19 protein-coding genes and 1 tRNA gene are annotated in these 24,043 nt (G+C 71.3%); 16 read left to right on the top strand and 4 right to left on the bottom strand.

The annotated features are described in order from the left end of the window. The first annotated feature begins 428 nt into the window (after nt 1-428). The 5 genes from ACG83_RS26280 (at nt 429) to ACG83_RS26260 (ending at nt 5,835) form a co-directional block, all read left to right on the top strand. Entirely contained in the window at nt 429-2,243 is a 1,815-nt protein-coding gene (locus ACG83_RS26280) for an MFS transporter (RefSeq protein WP_235498190.1), read from the top strand. Nucleotides 2,244-2,582: 339 nt separating this feature from the next. Next, on the top strand, nt 2,583-3,503 hold the full coding sequence (gene mqnB / locus ACG83_RS26275; RefSeq protein WP_054568911.1) for a futalosine hydrolase: 921 nt from the start codon (nt 2,583-2,585) through the stop codon (nt 3,501-3,503). A 132-nt stretch (nt 3,504-3,635) separates the two neighbouring features. After that, entirely contained in the window at nt 3,636-4,523 is an 888-nt protein-coding gene (locus ACG83_RS26270; protein ID WP_076828936.1) for a 1,4-dihydroxy-6-naphthoate synthase, read from the top strand. A gap of 34 nt (nt 4,524-4,557) precedes the next feature. Next, nucleotides 4,558-5,436 carry an Fpg/Nei family DNA glycosylase gene (locus ACG83_RS26265; protein WP_054568910.1) on the top strand — a complete coding sequence of 293 codons (879 nt, stop codon included), beginning with the start codon at nt 4,558-4,560 and terminating at the stop codon, nt 5,434-5,436. Between the two features lie 48 nt (nt 5,437-5,484). Then, complete coding sequence (locus ACG83_RS26260; RefSeq protein ID WP_054568909.1) at nt 5,485-5,835, top strand: rhodanese-like domain-containing protein; 351 nt, start codon at nt 5,485-5,487, stop codon at nt 5,833-5,835. A gap of 144 nt (nt 5,836-5,979) precedes the next feature. Here the strand turns inward: ACG83_RS26260 and purS are convergent, their stop codons facing one another. Beyond that, a complete protein-coding gene (purS, locus tag ACG83_RS26255) occupies nt 5,980-6,231 on the bottom strand; it encodes a phosphoribosylformylglycinamidine synthase subunit PurS (RefSeq protein WP_035954139.1) in 252 nt (83 codons plus the stop codon). A gap of 58 nt (nt 6,232-6,289) precedes the next feature. Between purS and larE the strand changes: the two genes are divergently transcribed. Continuing rightward, nucleotides 6,290-7,732: an ATP-dependent sacrificial sulfur transferase LarE gene (gene larE, locus ACG83_RS26250; protein ID WP_255354777.1), complete on the top strand. Its 1,443-nt coding sequence runs from the start codon at nt 6,290-6,292 to the stop codon at nt 7,730-7,732. Between the two features lie 89 nt (nt 7,733-7,821). On the opposite strand, the gene ACG83_RS26245 is transcribed toward larE, so the two are convergent. Beyond that, nucleotides 7,822-8,049, bottom strand: a complete 228-nt coding sequence (locus ACG83_RS26245; protein WP_006543786.1) for a hypothetical protein — start codon at nt 8,047-8,049, stop codon at nt 7,822-7,824. Between the two features lie 316 nt (nt 8,050-8,365). On the opposite strand from ACG83_RS26245, the gene ACG83_RS26240 reads away from it, so the two are divergent. Continuing rightward, complete coding sequence (locus ACG83_RS26240; protein ID WP_006543787.1) at nt 8,366-8,761, top strand: cold-shock protein; 396 nt, start codon at nt 8,366-8,368, stop codon at nt 8,759-8,761. A 246-nt stretch (nt 8,762-9,007) separates the two neighbouring features. Here the strand turns inward: ACG83_RS26240 and ACG83_RS46180 are convergent, their stop codons facing one another. Continuing rightward, nucleotides 9,008-9,181 carry a hypothetical protein gene (locus ACG83_RS46180; protein ID WP_006543788.1) on the bottom strand — a complete coding sequence of 58 codons (174 nt, stop codon included), beginning with the start codon at nt 9,179-9,181 and terminating at the stop codon, nt 9,008-9,010. Between the two features lie 493 nt (nt 9,182-9,674). Between ACG83_RS46180 and ACG83_RS26235 the strand changes: the two genes are divergently transcribed. Continuing rightward, the gene (locus tag ACG83_RS26235) at nt 9,675-11,606 is read left to right on the top strand and encodes a DUF4352 domain-containing protein (protein ID WP_054568908.1); all 1,932 of its coding nucleotides are present in this window, start codon (nt 9,675-9,677) and stop codon (nt 11,604-11,606) included. A gap of 174 nt (nt 11,607-11,780) precedes the next feature. Continuing rightward, complete coding sequence (locus ACG83_RS26230) at nt 11,781-12,578, top strand: HNH endonuclease family protein (RefSeq protein WP_054568907.1); 798 nt, start codon at nt 11,781-11,783, stop codon at nt 12,576-12,578. Nucleotides 12,579-13,632: 1,054 nt separating this feature from the next. Here the strand turns inward: ACG83_RS26230 and ACG83_RS26220 are convergent. Beyond that, nucleotides 13,633-13,715 (bottom strand) — tRNA-Leu (locus ACG83_RS26220). Nucleotides 13,716-13,875: 160 nt separating this feature from the next. On the opposite strand from ACG83_RS26220, the gene ACG83_RS26215 reads away from it, so the two are divergent. From ACG83_RS26215 to pknB, 7 genes are read left to right on the top strand one after another with little or no spacing between them, the layout of a single operon-like run. Beyond that, nucleotides 13,876-15,372, top strand: a complete 1,497-nt coding sequence (locus ACG83_RS26215; RefSeq protein WP_054568905.1) for an FhaA domain-containing protein — start codon at nt 13,876-13,878, stop codon at nt 15,370-15,372. 2 nt (nt 15,373-15,374) lie between these two features. After that, nucleotides 15,375-15,917 (top strand): FHA domain-containing protein, encoded by a 543-nt coding sequence (locus ACG83_RS26210; protein ID WP_054568904.1) that lies wholly within the window; start codon nt 15,375-15,377, stop codon nt 15,915-15,917. Further along, on the top strand, nt 15,914-17,320 hold the full coding sequence (locus ACG83_RS26205; RefSeq protein WP_054568903.1) for a PP2C family serine/threonine-protein phosphatase: 1,407 nt from the start codon (nt 15,914-15,916) through the stop codon (nt 17,318-17,320). Before ACG83_RS26210 ends, ACG83_RS26205 begins: the two co-directional genes overlap by 4 nt. Nucleotides 17,321-17,333: 13 nt before the next feature. Continuing rightward, nucleotides 17,334-18,815: an FtsW/RodA/SpoVE family cell cycle protein gene (locus ACG83_RS26200; RefSeq protein WP_054568902.1), complete on the top strand. Its 1,482-nt coding sequence runs from the start codon at nt 17,334-17,336 to the stop codon at nt 18,813-18,815. A 32-nt stretch (nt 18,816-18,847) separates the two neighbouring features. Then, the gene (locus ACG83_RS26195) at nt 18,848-20,263 is read left to right on the top strand and encodes a peptidoglycan D,D-transpeptidase FtsI family protein (RefSeq protein WP_369812922.1); all 1,416 of its coding nucleotides are present in this window, start codon (nt 18,848-18,850) and stop codon (nt 20,261-20,263) included. After that, complete coding sequence (locus ACG83_RS26190; protein WP_054568900.1) at nt 20,260-21,921, top strand: serine/threonine-protein kinase; 1,662 nt, start codon at nt 20,260-20,262, stop codon at nt 21,919-21,921. The genes ACG83_RS26195 and ACG83_RS26190 overlap by 4 nt, the downstream gene beginning before the upstream one ends. After that, nucleotides 21,918-24,005: a Stk1 family PASTA domain-containing Ser/Thr kinase gene (gene pknB / locus ACG83_RS26185; protein ID WP_054568899.1), complete on the top strand. Its 2,088-nt coding sequence runs from the start codon at nt 21,918-21,920 to the stop codon at nt 24,003-24,005. Before ACG83_RS26190 ends, pknB begins: the two co-directional genes overlap by 4 nt. The last annotated feature ends 38 nt before the right edge of the window (nt 24,006-24,043 follow it).

The following is a 24,043-nucleotide window of genomic DNA, read 5'->3' as shown; positions in this document are numbered from 1 at the left end:
ACGGCCGGTTTGGGCTTCTCGGCCCGTTTGGGCTTCTCGGCCCGTTTGGGCTTCTCGGCCGGCTCGGCCTCCACAGCCGCGGCGGTAACGCCTGCGGCCGGCTCGACAGCCGGCTCGGTGCCGGCCGCGTCAGACGCCGCACGGGCACGACGGGGCGACCGGCGGCGCGTGGGCCGCGTCGGTGCCGAGTCCGTCGAGCCGGTCGAATCCATCGAGCCCGATGCAGCCGGCCCAGTGGCCTCACTGTGATCCGCCGCGGTGTCGGCTGCCGGCCCGTCGGCGCCTGACGACGGGGCCCGAGATGCACGAGTCCCAGCCGACTCGGAGCGAACGTCGAGTGTTTCCACGCACGTATTCTCACTCACCGACTGCCGCCCCGCCCGATGTGGTCGTGGTCTCGGGCGGTGACGGCGAGCAGACTCGTCAGGGTGAAGTTCGGAAGCACGCTCACCCAGGGAGTGAACCGCCTGCGTGCGACCATTCGCCGCGACGGCGCGCAACAGTCCGGGCTCTCCTCGTTGACCGAGCTGTCGTTCGTCAACGCGGCCGGTGATGCGCTTGTCACAGTCGCACTGGCCGGATCGTTGTTCTTCGCGGTACCGACCGGTGAGGCCCGTTCCAAGGTCGCGCTGTACCTGTTGATCACCATGGTTCCGTTCGCCCTGCTGGCGCCGATCGTGGGTCCGCTGCTGGACCGGGTCGCCTACGGCCGGCGCACCGCGCTCGCGGCCATCTGCCTGGGGCGCTGTCTGCTGGCCTGGCAGCTCGCCGGTGCCCTCGACGGTCTCGCCGTCTACCCGCTCGCGCTGGGTCTTCTCGTGCTCTCCCGGGCCTTCGGTGTCGCTCGCAGCGCTGTTGTTCCGCGCGTCACGCCGTCGGAACTGACCCTGGTGAAAGTCAACTCGCGGATCTCACTGGTCAACATCGTGGCCGGCGCGATCGTCGCCCCGCTGGGCCTTGGCTTGGCCAACATCCCATTCGTCGGCTATCCGTGGGTTCTACGGGTCTGCGCACTGGTCTACATGGCCGGCGTTCTGCTCGCCTTCAACCTGCCCGGTCATGTCGACTCCGCCGCCGGCGAGCGGACGCTGCGCGAGCTGACCGGTCCGCGCCGCCGAGGCAGCCTGCGGAACCGGGTCGTGGCGGTGCTCGGTGCTCTTCCGGTAGCGCTGCGGGCGACGCTCGTGTTGCGCGGCCTGGTGGGCTTTCTCACCTTTTATCTGGCTTTCCTGCTGCGAACGAACGGCGGCAACAACCTCTGGCTCGGCGCCCTGGCGGCGACCGCCGGTGTCGGTAGCGGCATCGGCGTGCTGATCGGTGGCCGGCTCGGCCGCCGCCGCCCGGAGGGCATCCTGGTGCTGAGCCTGCTGCTGCCGACCAGCGGCTGCCTGCTGGCCGCGGTGACCTACACCCGGCTGACTTCGCTGGTGGCGGCGCTGGCGGCGATGACCGCCGGCTCAATGGCCAAGCTCGCCCTGGACGCGATCATCCAGCGCGACATCGTGGAGGACACCCGCGGCTCCGCCTTCGCCCGCTCGGAGACAGCGCTGCAGCTCGGCTGGGTCCTCGGCGGAGCGCTGGGGCTGATCGAGATGCCTGGAGCGCTCGGTTTCGCCCTCGCGGCCGCAGCCGTCGGGCTGACGCTGATCCTGCAGGCCCGTGCCCTGCGCCAGGCCAGGGCGTACGCCCGCGAGCGGCAGGTGCGGACTGCGTCGGCCGCCGCCCCGGCGGGCCCGCCGGCCCCACCAGACCTCCTGGCACCACCGGCCACACCGGACTTCCCTGTCCCACCGGCCGTACCGCGCCCAACGGCCACGCCGCACCCGCCAGCAACCCCATACCCGGCAGGCGCCCCGCACCCGACCGGCGGGCCCCTGCCACCGACCGGCCACGACGGGTACGCCGTGGCGGCCATGGCCGATCCCGGCCCGGTCGGGGTCGCCCCCGACCAGCGCGCCGACGTCCCGGTCGGGTGGCATGATCCGCGGGGCCGGCCGCGGGGCGCACGATCGCCGGCCGGAAACCCGACGCTTCCCGATCTCACCGTGCCTGATCTCACGGTTCCCGATCGCACCGTTCCAGATCTCAGTCTGCCCGACTGCACCGTGCCCGATCACACCGTTCCGGATCTCGGCGTGCCGGCGGCGGACCCGCCCGGCCCCGAACCCGTGGCGCCGGATCCGCCGCGGCCGGTAGGCGACCACCCGGGACGTGGCCGCGCACGCCGTGGTCGCCATCGCTAGGCACCGGGGCCTTCGTTCACGGCGCCGTCGGTATCACCGATACACAGAATGCGATCGACACCCGTGGCGGCCCTGCACCCGCCCGACGGTCCGGCCGACAGCGCGGATCGGCCACCAGCACGTATCGCACACTTTTCGTAATAGGAAAATCACATAACGTACACAGAACCACGGAGGGTCGATCGCGGTGCTAGGGTCCGTCAACTAGTCCGGTTTGCACCACCTCCCAGGCATCGTGGCGTTACTTCGCCGTCCGGCACGGTCGCCTGCCCGCAGCCGGCAGCCCATCGGCACGACGGCACACGAAGGACACATCCACAACATGATCTTGAACGGGTCATGACCCGCACCCTCATCGTCACCGCGGTGAACGCCGAGGCGGACGCGGTGTGCGCCGGTCTGATGGGGAGCTGGTCGCGCAGCCGCGCACGTACCCCGTCCGGCCCCGGGGGGCTCGTCTCTCCGGACTGGGACCGGCAGCTGCTGACCACCTCGACCCTCGGCCCGTATGTCGGCCGGCGGCGTGGCCCGGTGACCGTGCTCGCGGCCGGTCCGGCCGGTGCGGCGGCCGCCGCCGGAACCGCGGTGGCGCTGTCCGTCGCGAGCGCGGCGGGCGAGCCGTTCGGGCTGGTCATCGCGATGGGGGTCGCGGGCGGGTTCCGCGGCTGGGCCGAGATCGGCGACCTGGTCATCGCCGACCAGATGGTCGCGGCCGACCTGGGCGCCGAGTCCGGGCTCGACGAGCCGGCCGAAGTCATCCCCCCGGTCAGGATCAGTGAGATGGACCGCAACCTGGGATTCCATCCCGCCGGAGCACCGGCGGCCCAGCCGGGTCCACCGGCCAGCTCGGCTCCGACCGGCGCCTTCCTGACCATGGATGATCTGGGGCTGGGATCGTCGACGGTGCGGCCCGACCCGGGCCTGGTGCGGCGGATGACATCGGTGCTGGGCGTCACGGGGCGCAGAATTGTCAGCGGCACCGTCATCACCGTGTCGACGGTCACCGGAACCGAGCGGCGAGCCGCCACCTTCACCGCGCGGCTGGATCCGATCGCGGAGGCGATGGAAGGCCACGCTGTGGGCGTCGCGGCCGGGGCCTTCGGAGTGCCGGTGATCGAGATCCGGGCGATCAGCAATCTGGTCGGCCGCCGGGACCGGGCGTCCTGGAACATGCAGGCGGCGCTGGGCAGCCTGCGCACGGCGGCCGCGGCGCTCGTCGCGCACCCGGAGGGCCTGGTGCCCGTCGTGGACGCCGAGTAAGGACGGTCCCAGCAGCGCTGGACCCGTCGGCGACGGGTCCAGCGGCACTACAGGCCCGACGGGCCCGACGGACCCGGCGCGGGCACAACGGGGCAGGGGAACAACGGGCAGGACGGATCGAGGAGGCTCGGCATGGGTACGTCATCCGCCGCGGCAACGGCCAGTTCCGCGGGCGGCTCACCGGCCGCCGACACGCTGGCGCTCGCGATCTCCCCCTGCCCGAACGACACCTTCGCCTTCCACGCGCTGATCCACGGCCTGGTGCCCGCGGCGCCCGCGGTGTCGACGACCTTCGCCGACATCGACGTGCTGAACGCCCGTGCCGCCCAGGGCCTGGACGACCTGGTCAAGGTGTCGTACGCGGCGCTGCCGTGGCTGCTCGACAAGTACAGCCTGCTCCGGGCGGGCAGCGCGCTGGGCCGCGGGTGTGGTCCGCTCGTCCTGACCGCAGGGCGGACGGACCTGCGCGGCGCCTCGGTCGTCATCCCGGGCACCCGCACCACGGCCTACCTGCTGTTCCGGCTGTGGGCGGAGAAGCTCGGCGTCGGCTCGATCGAGGTCCTGCCCTTCGAGCAGATCATGCCCGCGGTGCGCGACGGTCGGTTCGACGCGGGGCTCGTCATCCACGAGTCCCGGTTCACCTACCCGTCCTACGGTCTGACGGCGGTGGCCGATCTCGGCGACTGGTGGGAGGGCCACACCGGGCTGCCGATCCCGCTCGGCGGCATCCTGGGCCGCCGCGGGCTGGACCCGGCCGCGCTCTCCGAGATGGTCCGGGCGAGCGTCGCGGCCGCCTTCGCCGACCGGTCCGCGAGCGCCTCCTTCGTGATCGAACACGCGCAGGAGATGGCACCGGACGTCGTCAACGCGCACATCGAGCTCTATGTGAACGACTTCTCGCTCGATCTCGGCGACGAGGGCATGGCCGCCGTCGGTGAGCTTCTCGGGCGGGCGGTGGCCGCCGGCCTCGTGCCCGCGCTCCCGCCCGGGTCCCTCGACACGTGGCCCCCGCGAATCTGACCCGGCTGTCCGCTCCGGTGCGACACTGGCGTTCATGCCGGAGCTTCCCGAGGTCGAGGCGTTGGCGGCCTTCCTGCGGGAGACCGCTGCCGACCTGACCGTGGCTCGCGTCGAGCCGGTCGCGGTGAACGCCCTGAAGACGTTCGACCCACCCTTCTCCACACTGGTCGGCGCGGCGCTGGTGACCGTGCAGCGGCACGGCAAGTTCCTCGACCTCGTGTTCGCCGCCGCCGACGGCGAGCGGCTCGACCTGATCACCCATCTCGCCCGCGCCGGGTGGCTGCAGTGGAAGGCGAAGCAGCCGCGGACCCCGGCCCGGCCGGGCCGGGGTCCGCTGGCACTGCGCGTGGTCTTCACCGATGGTTCCGGTTTCGACCTCACCGAGGCCGGCACGCAGAAGCGGCTGGCCGTCTATCTGGTGCGCGACCCGGCGCAGGTCGACGGCATCAGCCGGCTCGGCGTCGACCCGCTCTCCCCCGAGTTCACCCGGGACGTCCTCGCCGCGCTGCTCGCCGAGTCGGGGCGGGCGCAGATCAAGGGCGTCATCACCGACCAGTCGAAGATCGCCGGGGTGGGCAACGCCTACTCGGACGAGGCCCTCTGGGTCGCCCGGCTCTCGCCGTTCCGGCCCGCCGCGGCGCTGACCGCCACCGAGGTCGACCAGCTGCACGCGGCCGTCACCGGGGTGCTGCGCGACGCGGCGGACGCCGCCCGCGGCCTCGCCGCCGCCGACCTCAAGGCGGAGAAGAAGCTGGGGCTGAAGGTGCATGGCCAGACCGGGCTACCCTGCCCGCGGTGCGCGGACACCATCCGGGAGGTCTCCTTCTCCGACCGCTCGCTGCAGTACTGCCCGACCTGCCAGACAGATGGACGTCCGCTGGCCGACCGGCGGTTGTCGAAGCTGCTCAAGTAGCGTGACGGCACATCAACTGTTCGCCGCGCCGGGTGGCAGGATGGCGCTGTGAGCCCCCAGCAGATACCAACGGTCACCGTGCCGGAGCTTCCCGTCCAGCTGCCCGCCGAGGGCGGCCCGCTGCTCGTCGACGTGCGTGAGCCGGACGAATGGGCCGCCGGTCACATCGACGGCGCGATCCACATCCCCATGGGCGACTTCCTGGCTCGCATCAACGAGGTCCCCCAGGATCGGGATGTCGTCGTCGTCTGCCGCTCCGGGCGGCGGTCCGCCGAGGTCACCGCCTACCTGGCCCGCGGCGGGTGGCAGGCGCGCAACCTCGAGGACGGAATGCTCGCCTGGCAGGCCGCCGGGCGCCCGATGATCAGTGAGACACCCCTCGCGCCCACCGTTCGCTAGCACCGGGTGCCGGCCACCCCGGACGGGGCGGCCGGCGACCGGCGTGGGCGACGACGTTCGTTCTACGCAAAGCCGTCCGTTCTACGCAAAGCCGTCCGTTCTGCGCAAAGCCGTCCGTTCCCGGCCACGACGTCCATTCCCGGGCTATGACGTCTGTTCCACCCGGACGACGTAGTCCTCGATCACCGGATTGGCGAGCAGCGTCGACGCGAGGTGCTCGATGCGGGCGAGCACCTCGGCGTCGGCCTCACCGTCCAGGTCGAGCTCGAACCGCTTCCCCTGGCGAACCCCGCTGATCCCGCTCACGCCGAGCCGGGGCAGCGCGGTAAGCACCGCCTGGCCCTGCGGGTCAAGGATCTCCGGCTTGAGCATCACATCCACCACAACCCTGGTCACACTCGCGGACCCTACCGGCTTCGGGCGGTGCGCCCATGACGCTGGTTAGGCTCACCGAGTGTCCCCCTGGAGAACATCCACCCTGGTCGTCGGCTTCGACCTGGACATGACGCTGCTGGACGCCCGGCGCGGGATCGTCGCGGCCTTCGCCGCGCTGGCCACCGAGACCGGCGTCACGATCGACGGCGAGGCCGCGGTCCGGCGGCTCGGCCCACCACTTGAAGACGAGCTCGCCCGCTGGTTCCCGGCGGACGAGGTGGCGCGCCAGGCAGTCCGCTATCGCGAGCTCTATCCGGTGCACGCGGTCCCGGTGTCCGTCGCGATGCCGCACGCGGCGGCGGCCGTCGCGGCCGTGCGGGCGGCCGGCGGGCGGGCCGTCGTGGTCACCGCCAAGAGCGGTCCGCTGGCCGAGGCCAGCCTGGCGCACATCGGGCTCACCGTGGACGACGTCGCAGGGTGGCTGTTCGCGGAGGCCAAGGGCGAGGCGATCCGCGAGCACGGAGTCGACATCTTCGTCGGCGACCACGTCGGGGACGTCCGCGGGGCGCACAGCGGCGGTGCGACGGCGGTGGCGGTCGCAACCGGCCCCTGCCCGCCCGACGAGCTCTCCGCGGCCGGCGCGGACGTCGTGCTGGACGACCTGGCCACCTTCCCGGCCTGGCTCGACGGCGAGATCCTGCAGCGACGTCTGGAAGCGCTGCGGACGCGGCTGGAGGAGCTCGGCTCGGTGCTGGTCGCCTTCTCCGGCGGCGCCGACTCGGCGCTGCTGCTGGCCGCGGCGGTGCGTGCGCTGGGGCCCGCCTCGGTGATCGCCGCCACCGCCGTCTCCGCTTCGCTGCCGGCGGACGAGCTGGCTGCGGCCCGCCGGTTCGCCGCCGACCTCGGCGTGCGCCACCTCCTGCCCCGAACCGACGAGATGAGCAACCCGGCGTACCGGGCCAACGACGCCAACCGCTGCTATTTCTGCAAGTCCGAGCTGATCGCCACGCTCGCCCCGCTGGCCACCGAGCTGGGTCTGGCACACGTGGTGACAGGCACGAACGCCGATGACGCGGTCGCCGGGTTCCGTCCCGGTATCAGTGCCGCCGCGAGCCGGGGAGCGCGTACCCCGCTGCTCGACGCCGGCCTCACGAAGGCCCAGGTCCGTGCGGCGTCCCGGCAGTGGGAGCTGCCCACCTGGGACAAGCCGGCGGCGGCCTGCCTGGCGAGCCGGATCGCCTACGGCGTGCAGGTCAGCCCGGCCCGGCTGGCAAGGGTTGAGCGGGCCGAGTCGGCCCTGCGCCTGGCCATCGCCGAGGCGGGCCTGAAGATCCGCGACCTGCGGGTGCGCGATCTGGGTGAGCTGGCCCGGATCGAGGTCGATCCCGAGCGGACCGCCGATCTGGCGGCCCACCCCGAGCTGCTGGCCCTGGTGGTCGACGCCGGGTTCGCTCGTGCGGAGGTGGATCCGCGCGGATTCCGCTCCGGTTCGATGAACGAGGTGCTGTCGCCGGGCGGGTAGTCCGCGCCCGGACTGCCGGGCGCCATGGAGACTGTGCGGTGCTGTGCGCCGGCTGTGCGGCGGCTGTGCGGCGCAGGCCCCTCGTGAGGTCAGAAGATCGGCGCGCCCTCGCCCTGCTGGCGGGCGCCCCGTTCCACGTGCTCCCGGTAGGCGGCCGCCTCCTCGGCGGACACGGTGAGACCGTCGGCGTGCCGCATCGCCTCGGGATCAACGGGACCTCCGCTGGCGTGCGCCTTCGCATCTCGACGACGGCTGTCCTCGGCCTCGGAGAATGCGCCGGCGTCACGGAAGTCGAGGTCGTGGCCAAGCTTCGGCATCACAATCACACTCCTCAAAAAGATCGGACGGATCCGGCCCGCCCTACGCCCGGCGTCCTGCCCCGGGCACGCCTTCCGTAACGTCCACAGGGGCAGGAAGAACCGATTAATAGGGTCAATTCGCCGGTATTCCGCGATCCCACACACGTCGGACCTGCAGGTACGTCCCAGTGCCTCCAGCAGGGGCGGCCCGGCCGCTCCGACCACGCAGTGTCATCGTCCGCGAAGCGACTACACCTGGCGCAGAGGCCCGATAGCCTGGGACTTCGTCACCGCGTGTCAACCCACCGATCCGCAACGCAGAACGAGGTCGCCCGTGCCCACCGGCAAAGTCAAGTGGTTCGACGTTGACAGGGGTTTCGGTTTTCTCAGCCGTGACGACGGCGACGACGTCTTCGTCCACAAGGCGGCCCTGCCAGCCGGCGTCGACCGGCTCAAGCCCGGCGACCGGGTCGAGTTCGGCGTGGCCGCCGGGCGCCGCGGGGACCAGGCCCTGTCGGTACGGATTCTGGCTGCTCCCCCGTCCGTCGCCAAGGCCGCCGCGAACGCGGCTCGGCGCAGCCCGGACGAACTGCACAGCATGGTCGAAGACATGATCAAGATCCTGGACGACGTCCAGCGCGATCTCCGCCGGGGCCGCTATCCGGACCGGAGGGCGGCGCAGAAGGTCGCCAAGGTCGTCCACGCGGTGGCCAACGAGCTCGAACGCTGACGGCCTGCCGACCGGCCGGCCAGGAACGTAACCTGCCGGCTGGCCGGCCAGTCACGCCAGGCCATCCAGTCACGCCAGGCCATCCAGTCACGCCAGGCCATCCAGGCACGCCAGGCCATCCAGGCACGCCAAGACGTCTGGGCACGCCAAGCCGTCTGGGCCGACCTGGCCGCCACGCCGGCTCAGGCTCGGGGGCCTGGCCCAGCCCGAATGCTCCGGCCGGTTCATCGGCTCCGTGCGCGGACGTCAGCGCGCCGGGGCGAAGGGGTCGTCCGGCGGCGTGATGGTCACCCGCCGCCGGCATTCCGTGCAGACCCCGGCAGCGGCGCCGGGCTCCTCGTCCGACGGGGCGAGGTAGGCCAGCGGCACCCGGCCGCCGCACCACGGGCAGTCGAGCCACGGGCCGTGGGTGTCGATCATCCGCACGCTCTCCCACTTCCGGGGCCTGGCCGGCCGCCAACGGCATCGGCTCCCGGGACGGACCGCCCCGAGCAGTCAGCCGCGGTCCGGATCGTCCCGAACCGGACTGCCCATGGTTTCACGCCCGCGCATCGTTGATCGCGCCCTGCCCCGCAGGACACCGTGGTCTCCCGCAGGACACCGCGGTCTGCCACGGCGGACGATCCGTCCCAGCGCGGCCGTGCGGCACGGATACGCCCTGGCAGGCGGCGCGCGCGACGGGGCATCGGCGAACCTGTCGGATCAACGACTACGAGATTCCGGCAGAGCGCCCATCTGGTCGTGTATCGACGACAGTGACGGCAGTTCCGTCCACTCCACCCGGACGGTGCCCCGCCGCGTAGTCGGAAAATCCGGCCATAGCTTCGGGCCGGCCGGAGCCGCCCACGTGTTGGTGCAGACTGCGGACAGACCATAGACGCCGCTACCCCGGCACCGAAGGTGGAACGTCATAGTGGATCACAACGGGGAACACGCCCCGGCGGCGCGCGGACAACCGGAAGGCCTGACGCCTCCCGGCGAGACCCTGCACCCGCACGAGCCCCGAGTGATCGGCCCGTACCGCCTGCTGCGCCGCCTCGGCGCGGGTGGCATGGGCACGGTCTACCTCTCCGAGACCGCGGGCAGGCGGGTCGCCGTCAAGATCGTCCGACCTGACCTCGCGGCCGATGAGGAGTTCCGTCGGCGGTTCCGCCAGGAGGTCGACGCCGCCCGCCGAGTCGCGCCATTCTGCACCGCCGAGGTGCTCGACGCTGATCCCGACGCCGCGGCCCCCTACCTGGTGACCGAGTTCATCGACGGTGTCCGGCTGGACCACGCCGTGGAGAACGGCCCGATCAGCGGGTCGACCCTCACTGGGCTCGCCGTCGGCGTGGCGACGGCGCTCACCGCCATTCACAGCGCCGGCCTCGTGCATCGCGACCTCAAGCCGAGCAACGTCCTGCTGTCGATGTCCGGCCCACGGGTCATCGACTTCGGCATCGCGCAGGCCCTGGAGGGGGCGAAGGCCAAGCCGACCGCCTGGGGCTTCGGCTCCGCCGGCTGGATGGCACCCGAGCAGGTCAACGGTCAGCCGATCGGGCCGGAGGCGGACGTCTTCACCTGGGGCATCCTGGTGGCCTTCGCGGGCACCGGCCGCCATCCGTTCGGCACCGGAACCGACCTCGAGCTGAGCACCCGCATCGTCGGCCGGGAGCCGGATCTCGTCGGGCTGTCACCGAGCCTGAAACCCCTGGTTGCCGCCGCCCTCGCCAAGAACCCCGACGCCCGGCCGAGCGCGCGCGACCTGCTGTTGAGCCTCATCGCGCTACCGCCCACGCAGCCTTCGGAGAGCGGCGAGGACCGGGCGTGGCGGCCGAGTCCCACCGCTGTCGACGAGGCCGAGGAACTGCTGCACCTGACCCAGGGCGTGAGCCTGCCGAACGTGTCGCTGCGCCGGGCCGAACCGTCGGAGTCCATCGACAGGCGGATCGGGGTGGGCCCGGGTGCCCCACCGCCACCGCCGCCGCCACGCGGTCGGGGGGACCGCTGGCGGGCCGCGCGCCCGGGCAGGTGGCAACCACCTGTGGCCCGACCACCCAGCCAGTTGGGACCGCATGGCCGACCGGGCGGCGCGGCCGCCGGCGCCGCCCGTCCGAACGCCGGCCCGGCGCCGGCCGGCCCGCAGCCGGGGGGGCTGCCGGTTCCCGTCCCGGCCGGGGCACCGCCGTTCTCCGGAGCCGCAGGCGCGGGGCAGCCCGCCGGAGGCTGGCCCGCGGCGCGCTCACCGGGCGGTGGCCCACACCATCCCCCCGGCCCTGACGCGTTTCCTGATCAGTCACGTCCGCCGCGCTTCACCCCGCAGCGCCTCCTCGGGTTCGCCGCCGTGGCCCTCGTTGTGGTCCTCGCGGCGTGGTTCATCAGCTCGATCACCGGTGCAGACTCCGACGGCGGGGCGAATGACCTCCGGTCCGGAGACCGGAGCGAGTCCGCCCAGGCGCCGACCGCGCCCAGGACGGCGAAGGTGGGTTCACCGGTCCGCGACGACCAGCTGGAATTTCGCGCAAACAAGATCAAATGCGGTGAGCAGCAGATCGGCGAATCGTTTCTCGCGCGCCGGGCCACCGGGCAGTTCTGTCTGGTGGATATCACGGTCACAAACAGGGGAACGACCGCCCGCCTGTTGGACAGCTCGAAGCAGTATCTGACCACATCGGCCGGTGAACGCCATTCCGCCGATTTTGTTGCGCGGTTCTACCCGAGCCTGAACGGCGGTATCTGGGACACCATCAAACCCGGCGACACGGTCACCGGCACGTTTGTCTTCGACATCCCGGCCGACGAGAAGGCGAAGTCGCTGGAGCTACACGAACGGCCCGAGAGCCTCGGCGTCGTGATCACTCCCTGACGCCACCGCCGCCGGCTGGCCGAAGCACCTCCCTGTCCGGCTCCAGGTCCGTCCGGCCGTGGGGTCTGCCACACCGCAGGTTACGGTGATCTCCACGAGGGAAAGTCGACCATCACGTCCCGCAGACGGGCGCAGCAGGCATACCGCCGGGCCACAGGCAGATCGGGGACATGAGTGGAAACGCAGCCAACCGCTGCTGTGCAGGGCGGCCGATCGGCATCCGGCCTGCTGCCACGGGGAGCCGGCGTCCTGGTCGCGGTTCTCCTCGCGTTTCTGGCCAGCGGCTGCGGCGAGGTACTCGACGTCGCCTCGGGAACACCCACCACCTCCGCCACCCCGGGCACGGCCGGCTTCGGTGACGAAAACGCACCGGGGGCGGGGGCCGGATCGGCGCTGGAACTGCTCGGCACACTGTCCGTCCGAGCGGCCGACAACTCGCCCGCCTATCGGCGCGACAAGTTCGGTACCGCCTGGTCAGACGTCGATCAGAACGGGTGCGACACCCGCAACGACATCCTTCACCGCGATCTTCGCAGCATCACCACCCGCCGGTCGGATGACTGCATCGTCCTGACTGGCGAGCTCAGGGATCCGTATACAACTCGCACGATACGTTTCAACCGCGAACGCAACGCTTCGGCGGTGCAGATCGATCATGTCGTAGCGCTGGCCGACGCCTGGCGGACGGGGGCGCTGGAATGGTCCGACCAGGAACGGCTGGCCTTCGCGAACGACCCGGAGAACCTGTTGGCGGTCGACGGCCCGACCAACCAGGCCAAGAGCGACCAGGACGCATCCGAGTGGCTGCCGCCGAGCCCGGGGGCGCGCTGCGCATATGTGGCCCGCCAGGTCGGGCTGAAGGCCCGTTACGGTCTCTGGGTCGAGCAGCCTGAGGCCATCGCGATGCGCGAGGTCCTGCAGTCCTGCCCCGACCAGCCACCTCTCGGCCTGACCACGACAACCGCCCGCTGACCCGACCGACACCCGCCGATTCGACGGAGGTCTCGAATCGCCCGGTGCACGCGAGAGCTCGGGCCCGAACGGCGTACGGCCACCCGGGTCGTCACGCTATGGGACGGGTGTGTCCAGGACGGCAGCGGCAGCCCGGTCCACGTCGGTGAGATCGCGCGCCCGGACCGGGGTGACAAACGTCCAGTGGTGGCCCACCGGGCAACGCTGGTACCGCAGCCAACCGAGACGAATCGCCTTCAGTGACACTCCGGGGATCCACACGGTTGTGAAGACGTGGCCCTGACGGCAGCGGACGATCGTCCGGCCACCGACGGCATATCCGCGGCGGCGTGCGATCACGGTTCCGCCGACGGAAACGGCAACAGCGAGAGCGACCAGCACGCGACTGCGCGGAGCCACCGATGCTCTCATGACGTTCCCCCCAGGGCCTCCGCCATCATCGCGCAGAAAAGGCCCGCCGGCACACCCACCAAAAATCGCCGATCAACACCAACGAGCCACCGGAGCACCGCACTGCTCGGACGCCTGGGCTGGAAGGTTCTGGTAGGCCTCAGGCAACCAGCCCCCGACAGACATCGCGCCTACCGGCAAACCACCCAAAGACCCGCGACCACAATGACCCCGCAAGACCGTGGGGCCCTCGGGGGCCGCCCCCCGAAAAAATCGCGGCCCGCCGGGAAGCCGAACAAAGTCCGACGACCACGACAGGCCCAGAACCACCGCCGCTCACCCAAACCAGGTGGTCAGCCCCACCACACCGACCCCGAACCGCACACTGGTCGAGCGAAGCGAGACACTCGGGGGGTCTCGGGGGGTCGCCCCCCGAAAAAATCGCGGCCCGCCGGGAAGCCGAACAAAGTCCGACGACCACGACAGGCCCAGAACCACCGCCGCTCACCCAAACCAGGTGGTCAGCCCCACCACACCGACCCCGAACCGCACACTGGTCGAGCGAAGCGAGACACTCGGGGGGTCTCGGGGGGCCGCCCCCCCGAAAAAATCGCGGCCCGCCGGGAAGCCGAACAAAGTTCGACGACCACGACGAGCCAGCTCGTGGGCGAGGGGGGAGTTGAACCCCCACGTCCTTTCGGACACACGGACCTGAACCGTGCGCGTCTGCCATTCCGCCACTCGCCCGAGTGGGACTATCAACTTGTCGTGGCACACGCTATCACGTGGGCGGTGCACTCGGGCAACGCCCCCCGGCTGACCGGGTTGCCATGTCAAGCTGCCGAGCCGTGGGACGGACCCGTCGGTGGGCATACGATCTCACAGACCGGGAGAAGGGAGGTCGGGCATGGGCGTGCTCCAGCGCTTCGAGCGGCGCCTGGGCGGCCTCGTCGAGGGTGCGTTCGCGAAGGTCTTCAAGGGCGGGGTCGAACCTGTCGAGATCGCCAGCGCGCTCGCTCGGGAGACCGACGATCGGCGCGCGCAGAGCTCCAACCGGGTTCTGGTCCCGAACGAGTTCGCCGTCGAGCTGGCGGGGGGCGACTTCGCCCGGCTGGCCCCTTATACCCGCGAGCTTTGCGACGGGCTGGCCGAGATGGTCCGCGAGCACGCCGCGGAGCAGCGCTACACCTTCGTCGGCCCGGTGACCGTTCGGCTCGCGGAGGCCGACGATCTCGACATCGGTGTCTTCCGTATCCGCAGCAGTGTCGCCTCGGCCGATCCGGCGGTGGTCAGTGGTCGCCGGGCAGGTCCCCGCCGCCCGGCCGCGCCGGGCACTCCGCATCTGCTGATCACGACGCGGGCTGCCGGTGGCGCCAGCGGCGAGCGGGAGTATCCGCTGGACGCCGAGATCACAGTGATCGGCCGCAGCGTCGAGTGCGACATCCGGCTCAACGACACCGGGGTGTCCCGCCGGCACGGGGAGATCCGCCGGCTGCCGGACGGGCAGTTCCTCTACGTGGACGCGGGCTCCACCAACGGCAGCCTCGTGAACGGGCGCGCGGCGACCCAGGTGAAGCTGATGAACGGCGACCGCATCGAGCTCGGCACCGCGATCGTGGAGTTCCGCCGGGAGGAGTCCCGCGGCGGCGGTCCACGGGGCGCGCGCACGCCGCCGCCGGCCGCCCGTGCGTCCAACCCGCCGGGCCGCCCCGGGCTCGCGCCGGCCGACCAGCGGACGCCGCCGCCGTTCGATCCGCACCAGCCGACCTCGCCAGGTCGGCGCAGTGCGACTCCACCGCCCGGTGGCCGTGGGCCGGGGTTCGCCGACCGTCCGGGGCGTGGTGGGGACGAGTACCGCGAGGGCCCGTCCGCCCGGTTCCGCGACGACTCCGGCCCTCGACCGGCCCGACGTGACGGCGGCCCACGCCCCGACAGCTACGGAGCCGACGAGTACCGCGAAGGCCCATCGGCCCGGTTCCGCGACGACTCCGGCCCTCGACCGGCCCGACGTGACGGCGGCCCACGCCCCGACAGCTACGGAGCCGACGAGTACCGCGAAGGCCCGTCCGCCCGCTTCCGCGACGACGGTCCGCCGTCGCCGCGTGGCGGTGACCGTGGTGGCTGGCCGGGTGCCGGGCCGGATCGGGGCCCGGGTCATGGGCGTGATCCGCAACGTGAACGCGGCCGCGGCTATCGTGCCGAGTCATCCGTTGGCGGCGCGAGAGACGCGGGTGGTGATGAGATGTACCGCTCCCAGCCGGATCCCCGGCAGCGTCCGGCCGCTCGATCCGACGACGGCCTGGAGGCCCTGGAGCCGGTCGACGACGCCGGTTCCTACGGTTCCCGCCGCGCTGGCGGGCCGGCGGAGCGTTACGGTGACGACGGCCGCCGTGGGGGCTGGTAGCTGTGGATCCCACCGAACCCAGCGAGCTTGTCCTCCTGCTGGTGAAGATCGGCTTCCTGGCTCTGCTCTGGGGCTTCGTCCTGGTCGCGGTTCGTGCTGTGCGGCTGGACATGTTCGGCCCGACGCAACGCCAGCGCCGCCGCCAGCCGGTCGCGGCCCGTGCACCGGCGCCGGCGGGGCGGCCACCGGTCCGCGTCCGGCCGCCCCGGCAGGACCCGCGGCCGCCACCGCCCGCTCCGCCGGCCGCCGATGCGACCCCGACCCGCCTCGTGGTCACAAAGGGACACCTTGCAGGCACAACAATCCCACTGGGTCCCGAGGGAATCACCATCGGACGGGCACCGGACTCGACTCTGGTCCTCGAGGATGACTTCGCGTCAGGACGGCATGCGAGACTCGTTCCTCACGACGGGCAGTGGTTCGTCGAGGATCTTGGCTCCACCAATGGCACATTCCTCAACCGCACGAAGGTGACGAGTCCCATGCCGGTACCTCTCGGCGCGCCGGTCAGGATCGGGAAGACCGTCCTGGAGCTTCACCGGTGAGCCTCAGGCTTCACTTCGCCGTCCGCTCGGACATCGGGCATGTCCGAGAAGGGAACGAGGACTCCGCCTATGCGGGAGTCCGCCTGCTCGCGGTTGCCGACGGCATGGGTGGTCATGCCGCGGGCGAGGTCGCGAGCTCGACCGTCATCTCCCGGCTGGCCGAGCTCGACGGTTACGTCGAGCCCGCGAGCCTGCTCGAGGAGCTGTCCGAGGCGGTCCGGGATGCCAACAGGCGTCTGCGTGACATGGCGATCGAGAACAGTGCGCTCGACGGGATGGGCACGACGGTCACGGCGATGCTCTCCTCCGGAGATCATCTCGGGCTGCTGCACGTCGGCGACTCCCGCGCCTACCTGCTGCGCGACGGAGAGCTCTCACAGATCACCCACGACCACACCCTCGTCCAGGATCTGGTCGACCAGGGCCGCATCACGCCGGAGCAGGCGAACACCCATCCACAGCGGTCCCTGCTGATGCGGGCGCTTGACGGCCGCGAGGTCGACCCGGACCTCTCCATCCGCCAGGCGGTCGCCGGGGACAGGTACCTGCTGTGCACCGACGGGCTCTCCGGTGTGGTCAGCGAGGAGACCATCCTGGAGGCGCTGCTGCTCCCCGAGCCGCAGGACGCGGTGGACCGGCTGGTCGAGCTGGCGCTCAAGGGCGGCGGGCCGGACAACATCACCGTGGTCGTCGCGGACGTCCTGGACGACACGCTGGAGGACGACTCACCGCTCGTGGCGGGCGCGGCGGCGGAGAAGCGGGTGGTGCCCGGCGCCGCGGCGGCCCGGTCCGGCCCGAACCCGCGCAACGCCGACGGTGAGTCGGCGGCGGCGAAGGCCGCCCGCATCGGCCGCACCGGCTTTCACCGGCGTGGTTCCGACGACGGCGGCGACGAGGCCGACGAGGACCCTGAACGAGCCCTGGCGAGCGGTGGGGGCCGGCGCCGGCTCTTCGTGTCGACGGTGGTGCTGGTGCTGGTGGTCGCGGGAGCGGCCGCCGGCTGGACCTATGTGCGGGGCCAGTACTACGTCGGCGTCGATGACGACCGCGTGGCGGTGTTCCAGGGGCTCAAGGGCAGCATCGTCGGCATCTCGCTGTCGACGGTGCGGTCCCACCACCAGCCGCTGTCCGAGGTCTCCGCGCCGTTTCAGGAAGAGCTGCGCCACGGCATAGCCGCCGACGACCTCGACGATGCCGAAAAGATCGTCTCCGAGCTGGCCAGGCCAGCCAGCGCGGAGGACGACGGGAACTCGGCCGTGAAGCCGTCCCCGTCCCCGACCGCGACGCCCGAGACGAAGAACGCCGGGCCCAATCCGTCCCCCACTGTGGTCCTCACCTGCCCGTCCGCGGTTACCCAGGCCCTGGCGAGCTGCCCGTCGCTGGCCGTGCCCACCTCCCCGTGAGCACGCATACGCGATGACCCTCCCCCCACTCCGCAGGCCCAGGTCGGCTGACCTGACAGCCACGTTCGCCGGCTTCCCGCTACCGAGTGGGCTCGAACTTCCGCCGTACCGCCGCCGTGAGCTGTTTCTGCTCGGCTACGCGGGGATCCTCGCCACCGCGGCGTTAGCGGCGCTGACGCTCGCCCGGGACGGGACGATCGGCTTCCAGGTCTTCACCTACGGCCTCGGCTTCTTCTCGCTGTGGGCGCTGGCACACCTCGCCGTCCGCCGCTTCGCGCCCGCCGCCGACCCCGTGTTGCTGCCGGTGGTCGCCGCGCTCAACGGCATCGGCCTGGTCATGATCTATCGGCTCGATCTGGCGAAGGCCGACGCCGCCCGGCGCGCGGGCGGGGAGGTACCCACCGGGGCGGCGCAGACCCAGCTCGTGTGGACACTGCTCGCGGTCGTGGTGTTCATCCTGGTCCTGGCGGTCGTGCGGGACCACCGCAGCCTCGCCCGGTACGGGTACACCGCGGGGCTGGTCGGTCTGGTGTTCCTCGTGCTGCCGATCGCGCCCGGCATCGGCGCCACGATCAACGGCGCCCGGCTGTGGCTGAAGGTCGGCCCGTTCTCGTTCCAGCCCAGCGAGGTCTCGAAGATCATTCTTATGATCTTCTTCGCCGCCTATCTGGTGAACAAGCGGGACGTGCTGTCGGTGGCGTCGCGGTCCTTCCTCGGCATGAAGGTCCCGCGCGCCCGCGATCTGGGGCCCGTCCTCGTCGCCTGGGCGGCCAGCCTCGGCGTCCTGGTCGTCCAGAAGGACCTCGGCTCGTCGCTGCTGTTCTTCGGGATGTTCCTGGTGATCCTGTATGTGGCGACCCAGCGGGCTTCCTGGGTGGCCATCGGGCTCGCGCTGTTCATGCTCGGCGCGGTGGTGGCGCACAGCCTGTTCGGCCATGTCCAGATCCGCGTCGACGGCTGGCTGCACGCCTTCGACGGGGACAACCCGTCCAGCACGTCCTATCAGCTCGTCCAGGGCCTCTACGGCTTCGCGGCGGGTGGCATCACCGGCACCGGTATCGGCCAGGGCAGCCCGCAGCGGGTGCCCTTCGCCAACACCGACTTCATCATGGCCAGCCTGGGCGAGGAGCTCGGGCTGACCGGTGTGATGGCGATCCTGCTGCTGTACGCGCTCGTCGCGGCGCGTGGGATCCGGGCCGCGCTCGGGGCCAAGGACCCGTTCGGCAAGCTGCTCGCCACCGGCCTGTCCGCGACCCTGGCACTTCAGGTGTTCGTGCAGGTCGGCGGCGTGATGCGGCTTATCCCACTGACCGGTCTGACGCTGCCGTTCGTCTCCTACGGTGGATCGTCGATAGTTGCCAACGCCGCGATCATCGCGCTGTTGCTGCGGATCAGCGACGCTGCCCGGCGGCTGGAGGAACCCGTCCCGGATGCCCCGCTGTTCGACCCGAGCGCAGTCTCCGAAAGCCCGACGCAGGTGGTGAAGACCACGTGAGCAGCCCTATTCGCCGGGTCGCCATCGCCTGCATGATCTTGTTTGCCGCCCTGCTGGTGAACGCGAACTGGATTCAGGTCGGTCAGGTCAACCGGCTCAAGAAGGAGCCGACCAACGCCCGCCAGATCACCGAACGGCTCGAACGGCAGCGCGGCGGGATCATCGCCGGCGACGAGGAGCTCGCGATCTCGGTGCCGGTCGACGACGAGTACAAGTACCAGCGCCAGTACCCCGCCGGTCAGCTCTACGCCAACGTCACCGGCTACTACACCCTGTTCACCGCCGCAGGCCTGGAGCGATCCGAGGACGTCTTCCTCTCCGGCGACGACGACCGCCTCCTCGCCAGCCGGGTCACCGACCTGTTCACCGGCGAGGAGCGGCGCGGCGGCACCGTCGTGACCACGATCGTCCCCCGCCTGCAGCAGGTGGCGACCGAGGCACTGGCGGGGCGCAAGGGCGCCGTCGTCGCGCTTGATCCCCGCACCGGCGCCATCCTGGCCATGGTCACCAGCCCGACCTACGACCCCAACACGCTCGCATCCCACGACGAGTCCGCCGCGACCGACTCGTACCAGGGGCTGTCCACCGACAAGAACCAGCCGCTGCTGAACCGGCCGGCACAGCAGACCTATCCACCCGGTTCGACGTTCAAGCTCATCACCGCCGCCGCGGCGTTGTCGTCCGGCCGCTACGAACCGGACACCCGGGTTCCCGCGCCCGATGAGCTCACACTTCCGCAGAGCACCACGGTGCTACCCAACTTCGACGGGGAAACCTGTGGGGACGGCGAGACCGATACTCTGATCCACGCACTGACCATCTCCTGCAACACAGCATTCGGCGAGCTGGGGATCGAACTGGGTGACGACGCGGTGCGGGCCCAGGCCGAGGCCTTCGGCTTCAACTCGACGATCGAGGACTTCCCTCTCCAGCAGGCACGCAGTATCTTCCCGAACGACCTGGACGGGGCCCAGACGGCACAGTCAGCGATCGGCCAGTTCAACGTCCAGGCGACGCCGTTGCAGATGGCGGAGGTGGCCGCGGCGATCGGCAACGGGGGTGTCCGCATGAAGCCGTATCTCGTCTCCGAGCTGCGCGGTCCGGATACGAAACGGATCAGCCGCACCGAGCCGACCGTGCTCAGCAAACCGATCACTCCCGAGGTCGCGGCCAAGCTCACCACGATGATGCAAAGTGTCGTGACCTCCGGCACTGGGCGTAAGGCCCAGATCAGCGGTGTCAATGTCGCGGGTAAGACAGGTACCGCCGAACACGGTGACGGCGAGGATCCGCACGCCTGGTTCGTCGGTTTCGCCCCGGCCAGCGCGCCGGAGGTCGCCGTGGCGGTGATCGTCGAGGACGGAGGCGGGGAGCTCGGAACCGGCGGCGCTGTCGCAGCGCCCGTTGCCCAGAAAGTCATGCAGGCCGCATTGGACACGCAACGATGAGCACATCTGCCAACAGTCCGTCTCCGTCGCAGCCGTTCGCCGGCGCAGCGTCTCCCAACACCGTGCTCGACAACCGCTACCGGCTCGACGGCCGTATCGCGACCGGCGGCATGGGCGAGGTGTGGCGCGGCCTCGACCAGACGCTGGGCCGGCCCGTGGCCGTGAAGCTGCTGCGCCCCGAGTACGCCAGCGACGAGTCCTTCCTGGTCCGCTTCCGGGGCGAGGCCCGGCACGCGGCCCGGCTCTCCCACCCCGGTGTCGCCTCCGTGTACGACTACGGCGAGGTGTCGACAGCCGACGACTACCCCACCGCCTACCTGGTGATGGAGCTGGTCGAGGGCGAGCCGCTCTCCGCCGTGCTGCACCGGGAGAAGCGCCTCACTCCCGACCGGATGCTCGACATCCTCGGGCAGTCCGCCGACGCACTGCAGGCTGCGCACGCGCTCGGCGTCGTCCACCGTGACGTCAAGCCCGGCAACCTGCTGATCCGCCATGACGGCGCGGTCAAGGTGACCGACTTCGGGATCGCCCGCGCGGTCGACGCGGCCCCGCTCACCGCGACCGGGATCATGATGGGGACGGCCTACTACGTCTCCCCCGAGCAGGCGTCCGGCCGCCCCGTCACACCGGCGAGTGACGTCTACTCGCTTGGGGTCGTGGCCTACGAGTGTCTGGCCGGGCGACGGCCCTTCGACGACCGGAACCCGATCGTCGTCGTGATGGCCCACCAGCAGGACACTCCGCCGCCGCTGCCCAACGACATCCCCTACCAGGTAAGGGCGCTGGTCGAGTCGGCGATGTCGAAGGACGCCTCGCGGCGGCCGAGCTCCGCGGGCGCGTTCGCGCGGTCCGCCGCGAGCATCCGGCGCAACCTGTGGAATGCCGAGGCCGGGCGGTGGAACGGTGGCCCGAGCACACCGGACATGACCGCACGCCACCCCGCTCCGTCGGCGCCGCCGGCCTTCGGGCCCGGGCACTCGCGCGCCCCGAGCGTGCCGCGGACACCCTCGTGGAACCGGCCCAACAACGGCGCCGCGTGGCCGCAGCAGCCGCCGATGCCGGACCCCGCGGGCGTCGGCCCCGGCGGCATGCCGGCCACGGCGCTGCACCCGAGCCCCGGCCCGGCCGGCCCCGGCCCCGGATCGGGCCCCGGATCGGGCTATGGACCCGGATCCGGTGGGCCCGGCGGGTCACGCGGAGGCACCGGGCGCCTGTACAGCCCCGGCGAATTCGCCGACTATGCGGCCAACTACTCCTCCGGCGGCGACCGTGGCTCACGGGCTCCGGGCGACCGGGGGGACGGCGGGCGGCCTGACCCGGCGAGCACGCTCTACCAGCCGTCCGCGCCGGCCTGGCAGAACGACCCGGGTGATCCGGTGGGTGGCCGCTCAGGCCGGCGGCGGGGCGCAGCCCCGGCGGGCCGGCGCAGGCTTCCACTGCCCGTCCTCATCGCGCTGCTGATCCTCACCGTGCTGGTGGTCGCCGTTATCACCCGCACCTTCGCGAATGCGGGCAACTCCGATAACGACACGGCGGCAGCCACCCAACATGTGCTATATCTCACACCCGAAGCGGGAAAGATCGCCGCTGCGGGCGGTGAGGCGGCTGGCACCGTGGTGGCCGGCGGTACCCAGCCGACGACGGGTGACAATCTGTGACCGATGTAACTGAGAGATACGACGCTCAGCCGAGACTTGTCGGCGAGCGGTACGAGCTCGGCGGCTGCATCGGTTACGGCGGCATGGCCGAGGTCTACCGGGGGCGCGACATCCGGCTGGGCCGCGAGGTGGCGGTGAAGACGCTGCGCGCCGACCTGGCGCGTGACCCGACCTTCCTCGCCCGCTTCCGCCGCGAGGCCCAGTCGTCGGCCTCACTGAACCACCCGGCGATCGTCTCGGTGTACGACACCGGTGAGGACGTCATCAACGGGACGCAGCTCCCGTACATCGTGATGGAGTACGTCGAGGGCCAGACCCTGCGGGACCTGCTCCAGGCCCGCGGCCCGTTCGATGAGCGCTACGCCCTGCAGGTCACCGCGGAGGTCTGCGCGGCGCTGGACTACAGCCACCGCATGGGCATCATCCACCGCGACATCAAGCCGGCGAACGTGATGGTTGGCGCGGACGGCGCGGCCAAGGTCATGGACTTCGGCATCGCCCGGGCGACCACCGCGACGTCCTCCACCATGACGGCGACGTCCGCTGTGATCGGGACGGCGCAGTACCTCTCCCCGGAGCAGGCCCGTGGCGCGCGGGTGGACTCGCGCAGCGACGTCTACTCCACCGGGGTGCTCCTCTACGAGCTGCTCACCGGAGAGCCACCGTTCCGCGGTGACAACCCGGTGGCGGTCGCCTACCAGCACGTGCGGGAGATCCCGCCGCCGCCGTCCAGCCACGACCCGCGCATCTCCCCCGAGGCCGACGCCATCGTGCTCAAGGCCATGGAGAAGGAGCCCGACGACCGGTACGCCACCGCCGGCGAGATGCGCGACGACCTGGAGCGGGCGCTGAGCGGGCAACGGGTGCACGCCATGCTGATGGGCGGCGCCGACCAGACGATGCTTGGCGCACAGAGCGCGGCGACAGCCGGCACCGCGCTGCTCGGCCGGTCGGGCGGCGGCTACGACGACCGCTACGACGACCGCGGCCGTTACCAGGGCGACGACTACGACGACCGCACGCAGGTGGGCCGCGCGCCCTACGACCGCTACGAGCAGACCGGCCCCTACGACCGCTACGACCAGCCTGGCCGGTTCGACGACGACGACCGCTACGCCGACCCCGGGCAGGGGAACGGACGCGGGCACCGCGACGACGACCGCTCCGGCGGTTCACCCGTCTGGAAGTTCGTGCTCGCCGGGCTCGGCGCCGTCGTGGTGTTCGTGGTGGTGGCGCTGCTCGCCTCGTCCATGTTCAGCGGCGGCGGCGACGACAAGGACACGGTCTCCTCAAAGGAGATCACGATCCCGAGCGGTCTACTCGGCCAGGACTACACCACTGCGGTCAATCGTCTGAAGGCCGGCGGGTGGACGGGGCAGCCCCAGCAGAAGGCCCAGGAGAGCGACCAGGCGGCCAATACCGTCCTGGCGGTCGATCCCACAGAAGGATCGAAGATCGCCTCCGACGCCGCGGTCACCTTCACAGTCGCGGCGGCTCCGAATCAGGTACTCGTCCCCGCCAACCTGATCGGCATGACTGAGCAGAAGGCGAGGGACGCCCTCAGCGCGCTCGGCCTCGAAGCCAGCGTCATGCCCTACTACGAGGCCGCAAAGCAGGACGTGGGCGAGGTCGAGCAGTCCGAGCCGGCGGCCGGGTCCTCCGTTCCCAAGAACTCCACGGTGACGATCTCGGTGGTCAACAAGAACGTCAACGTGCCGGACGTGCGGAACCTGGACGTCCAGACGGCCACCGTGAGGCTCGAGTCGTACGGGCTCAAGGTCGAGAAGACGCTGCGGCCGGATCCGTCCAGGCAGGCCGGCACGGTCGCCAACCAGAACCCGGTCGGCAGCGCTGTCCCCCGCGGCAGCACGGTGCAGATCATCGTCGTGTCGGCGAGCCAACAGACGACCTCACCGACCCCGACCAGCGACTCGGGTGAGCCTGAGGAGACGCCGTCTCCCGAGCACACGACTCCCCCGGCCAGCACCACGCCGCCGACGAGCACCACTCCGACGACAACGGCGACAGCAGGGTCGGGCCTGGGGGGCTTGGGCCTGGGCGGCGGCCGGCCCGGCAACGGCTGACGGCAGCCAACCGTCTGACCTGATCCGAGCCGGCGGCG

It is taken from the genome of Frankia sp. R43 (genome assembly GCF_001306465.1).
Classification (GTDB): Bacteria; Actinomycetota; Actinomycetes; order Frankiales; family Frankiaceae; genus Parafrankia; species Parafrankia irregularis.
The sequence above is the reverse complement of the archived record's forward strand: the minus strand, read 5'-3'. Positions and strand labels throughout refer to the sequence as shown.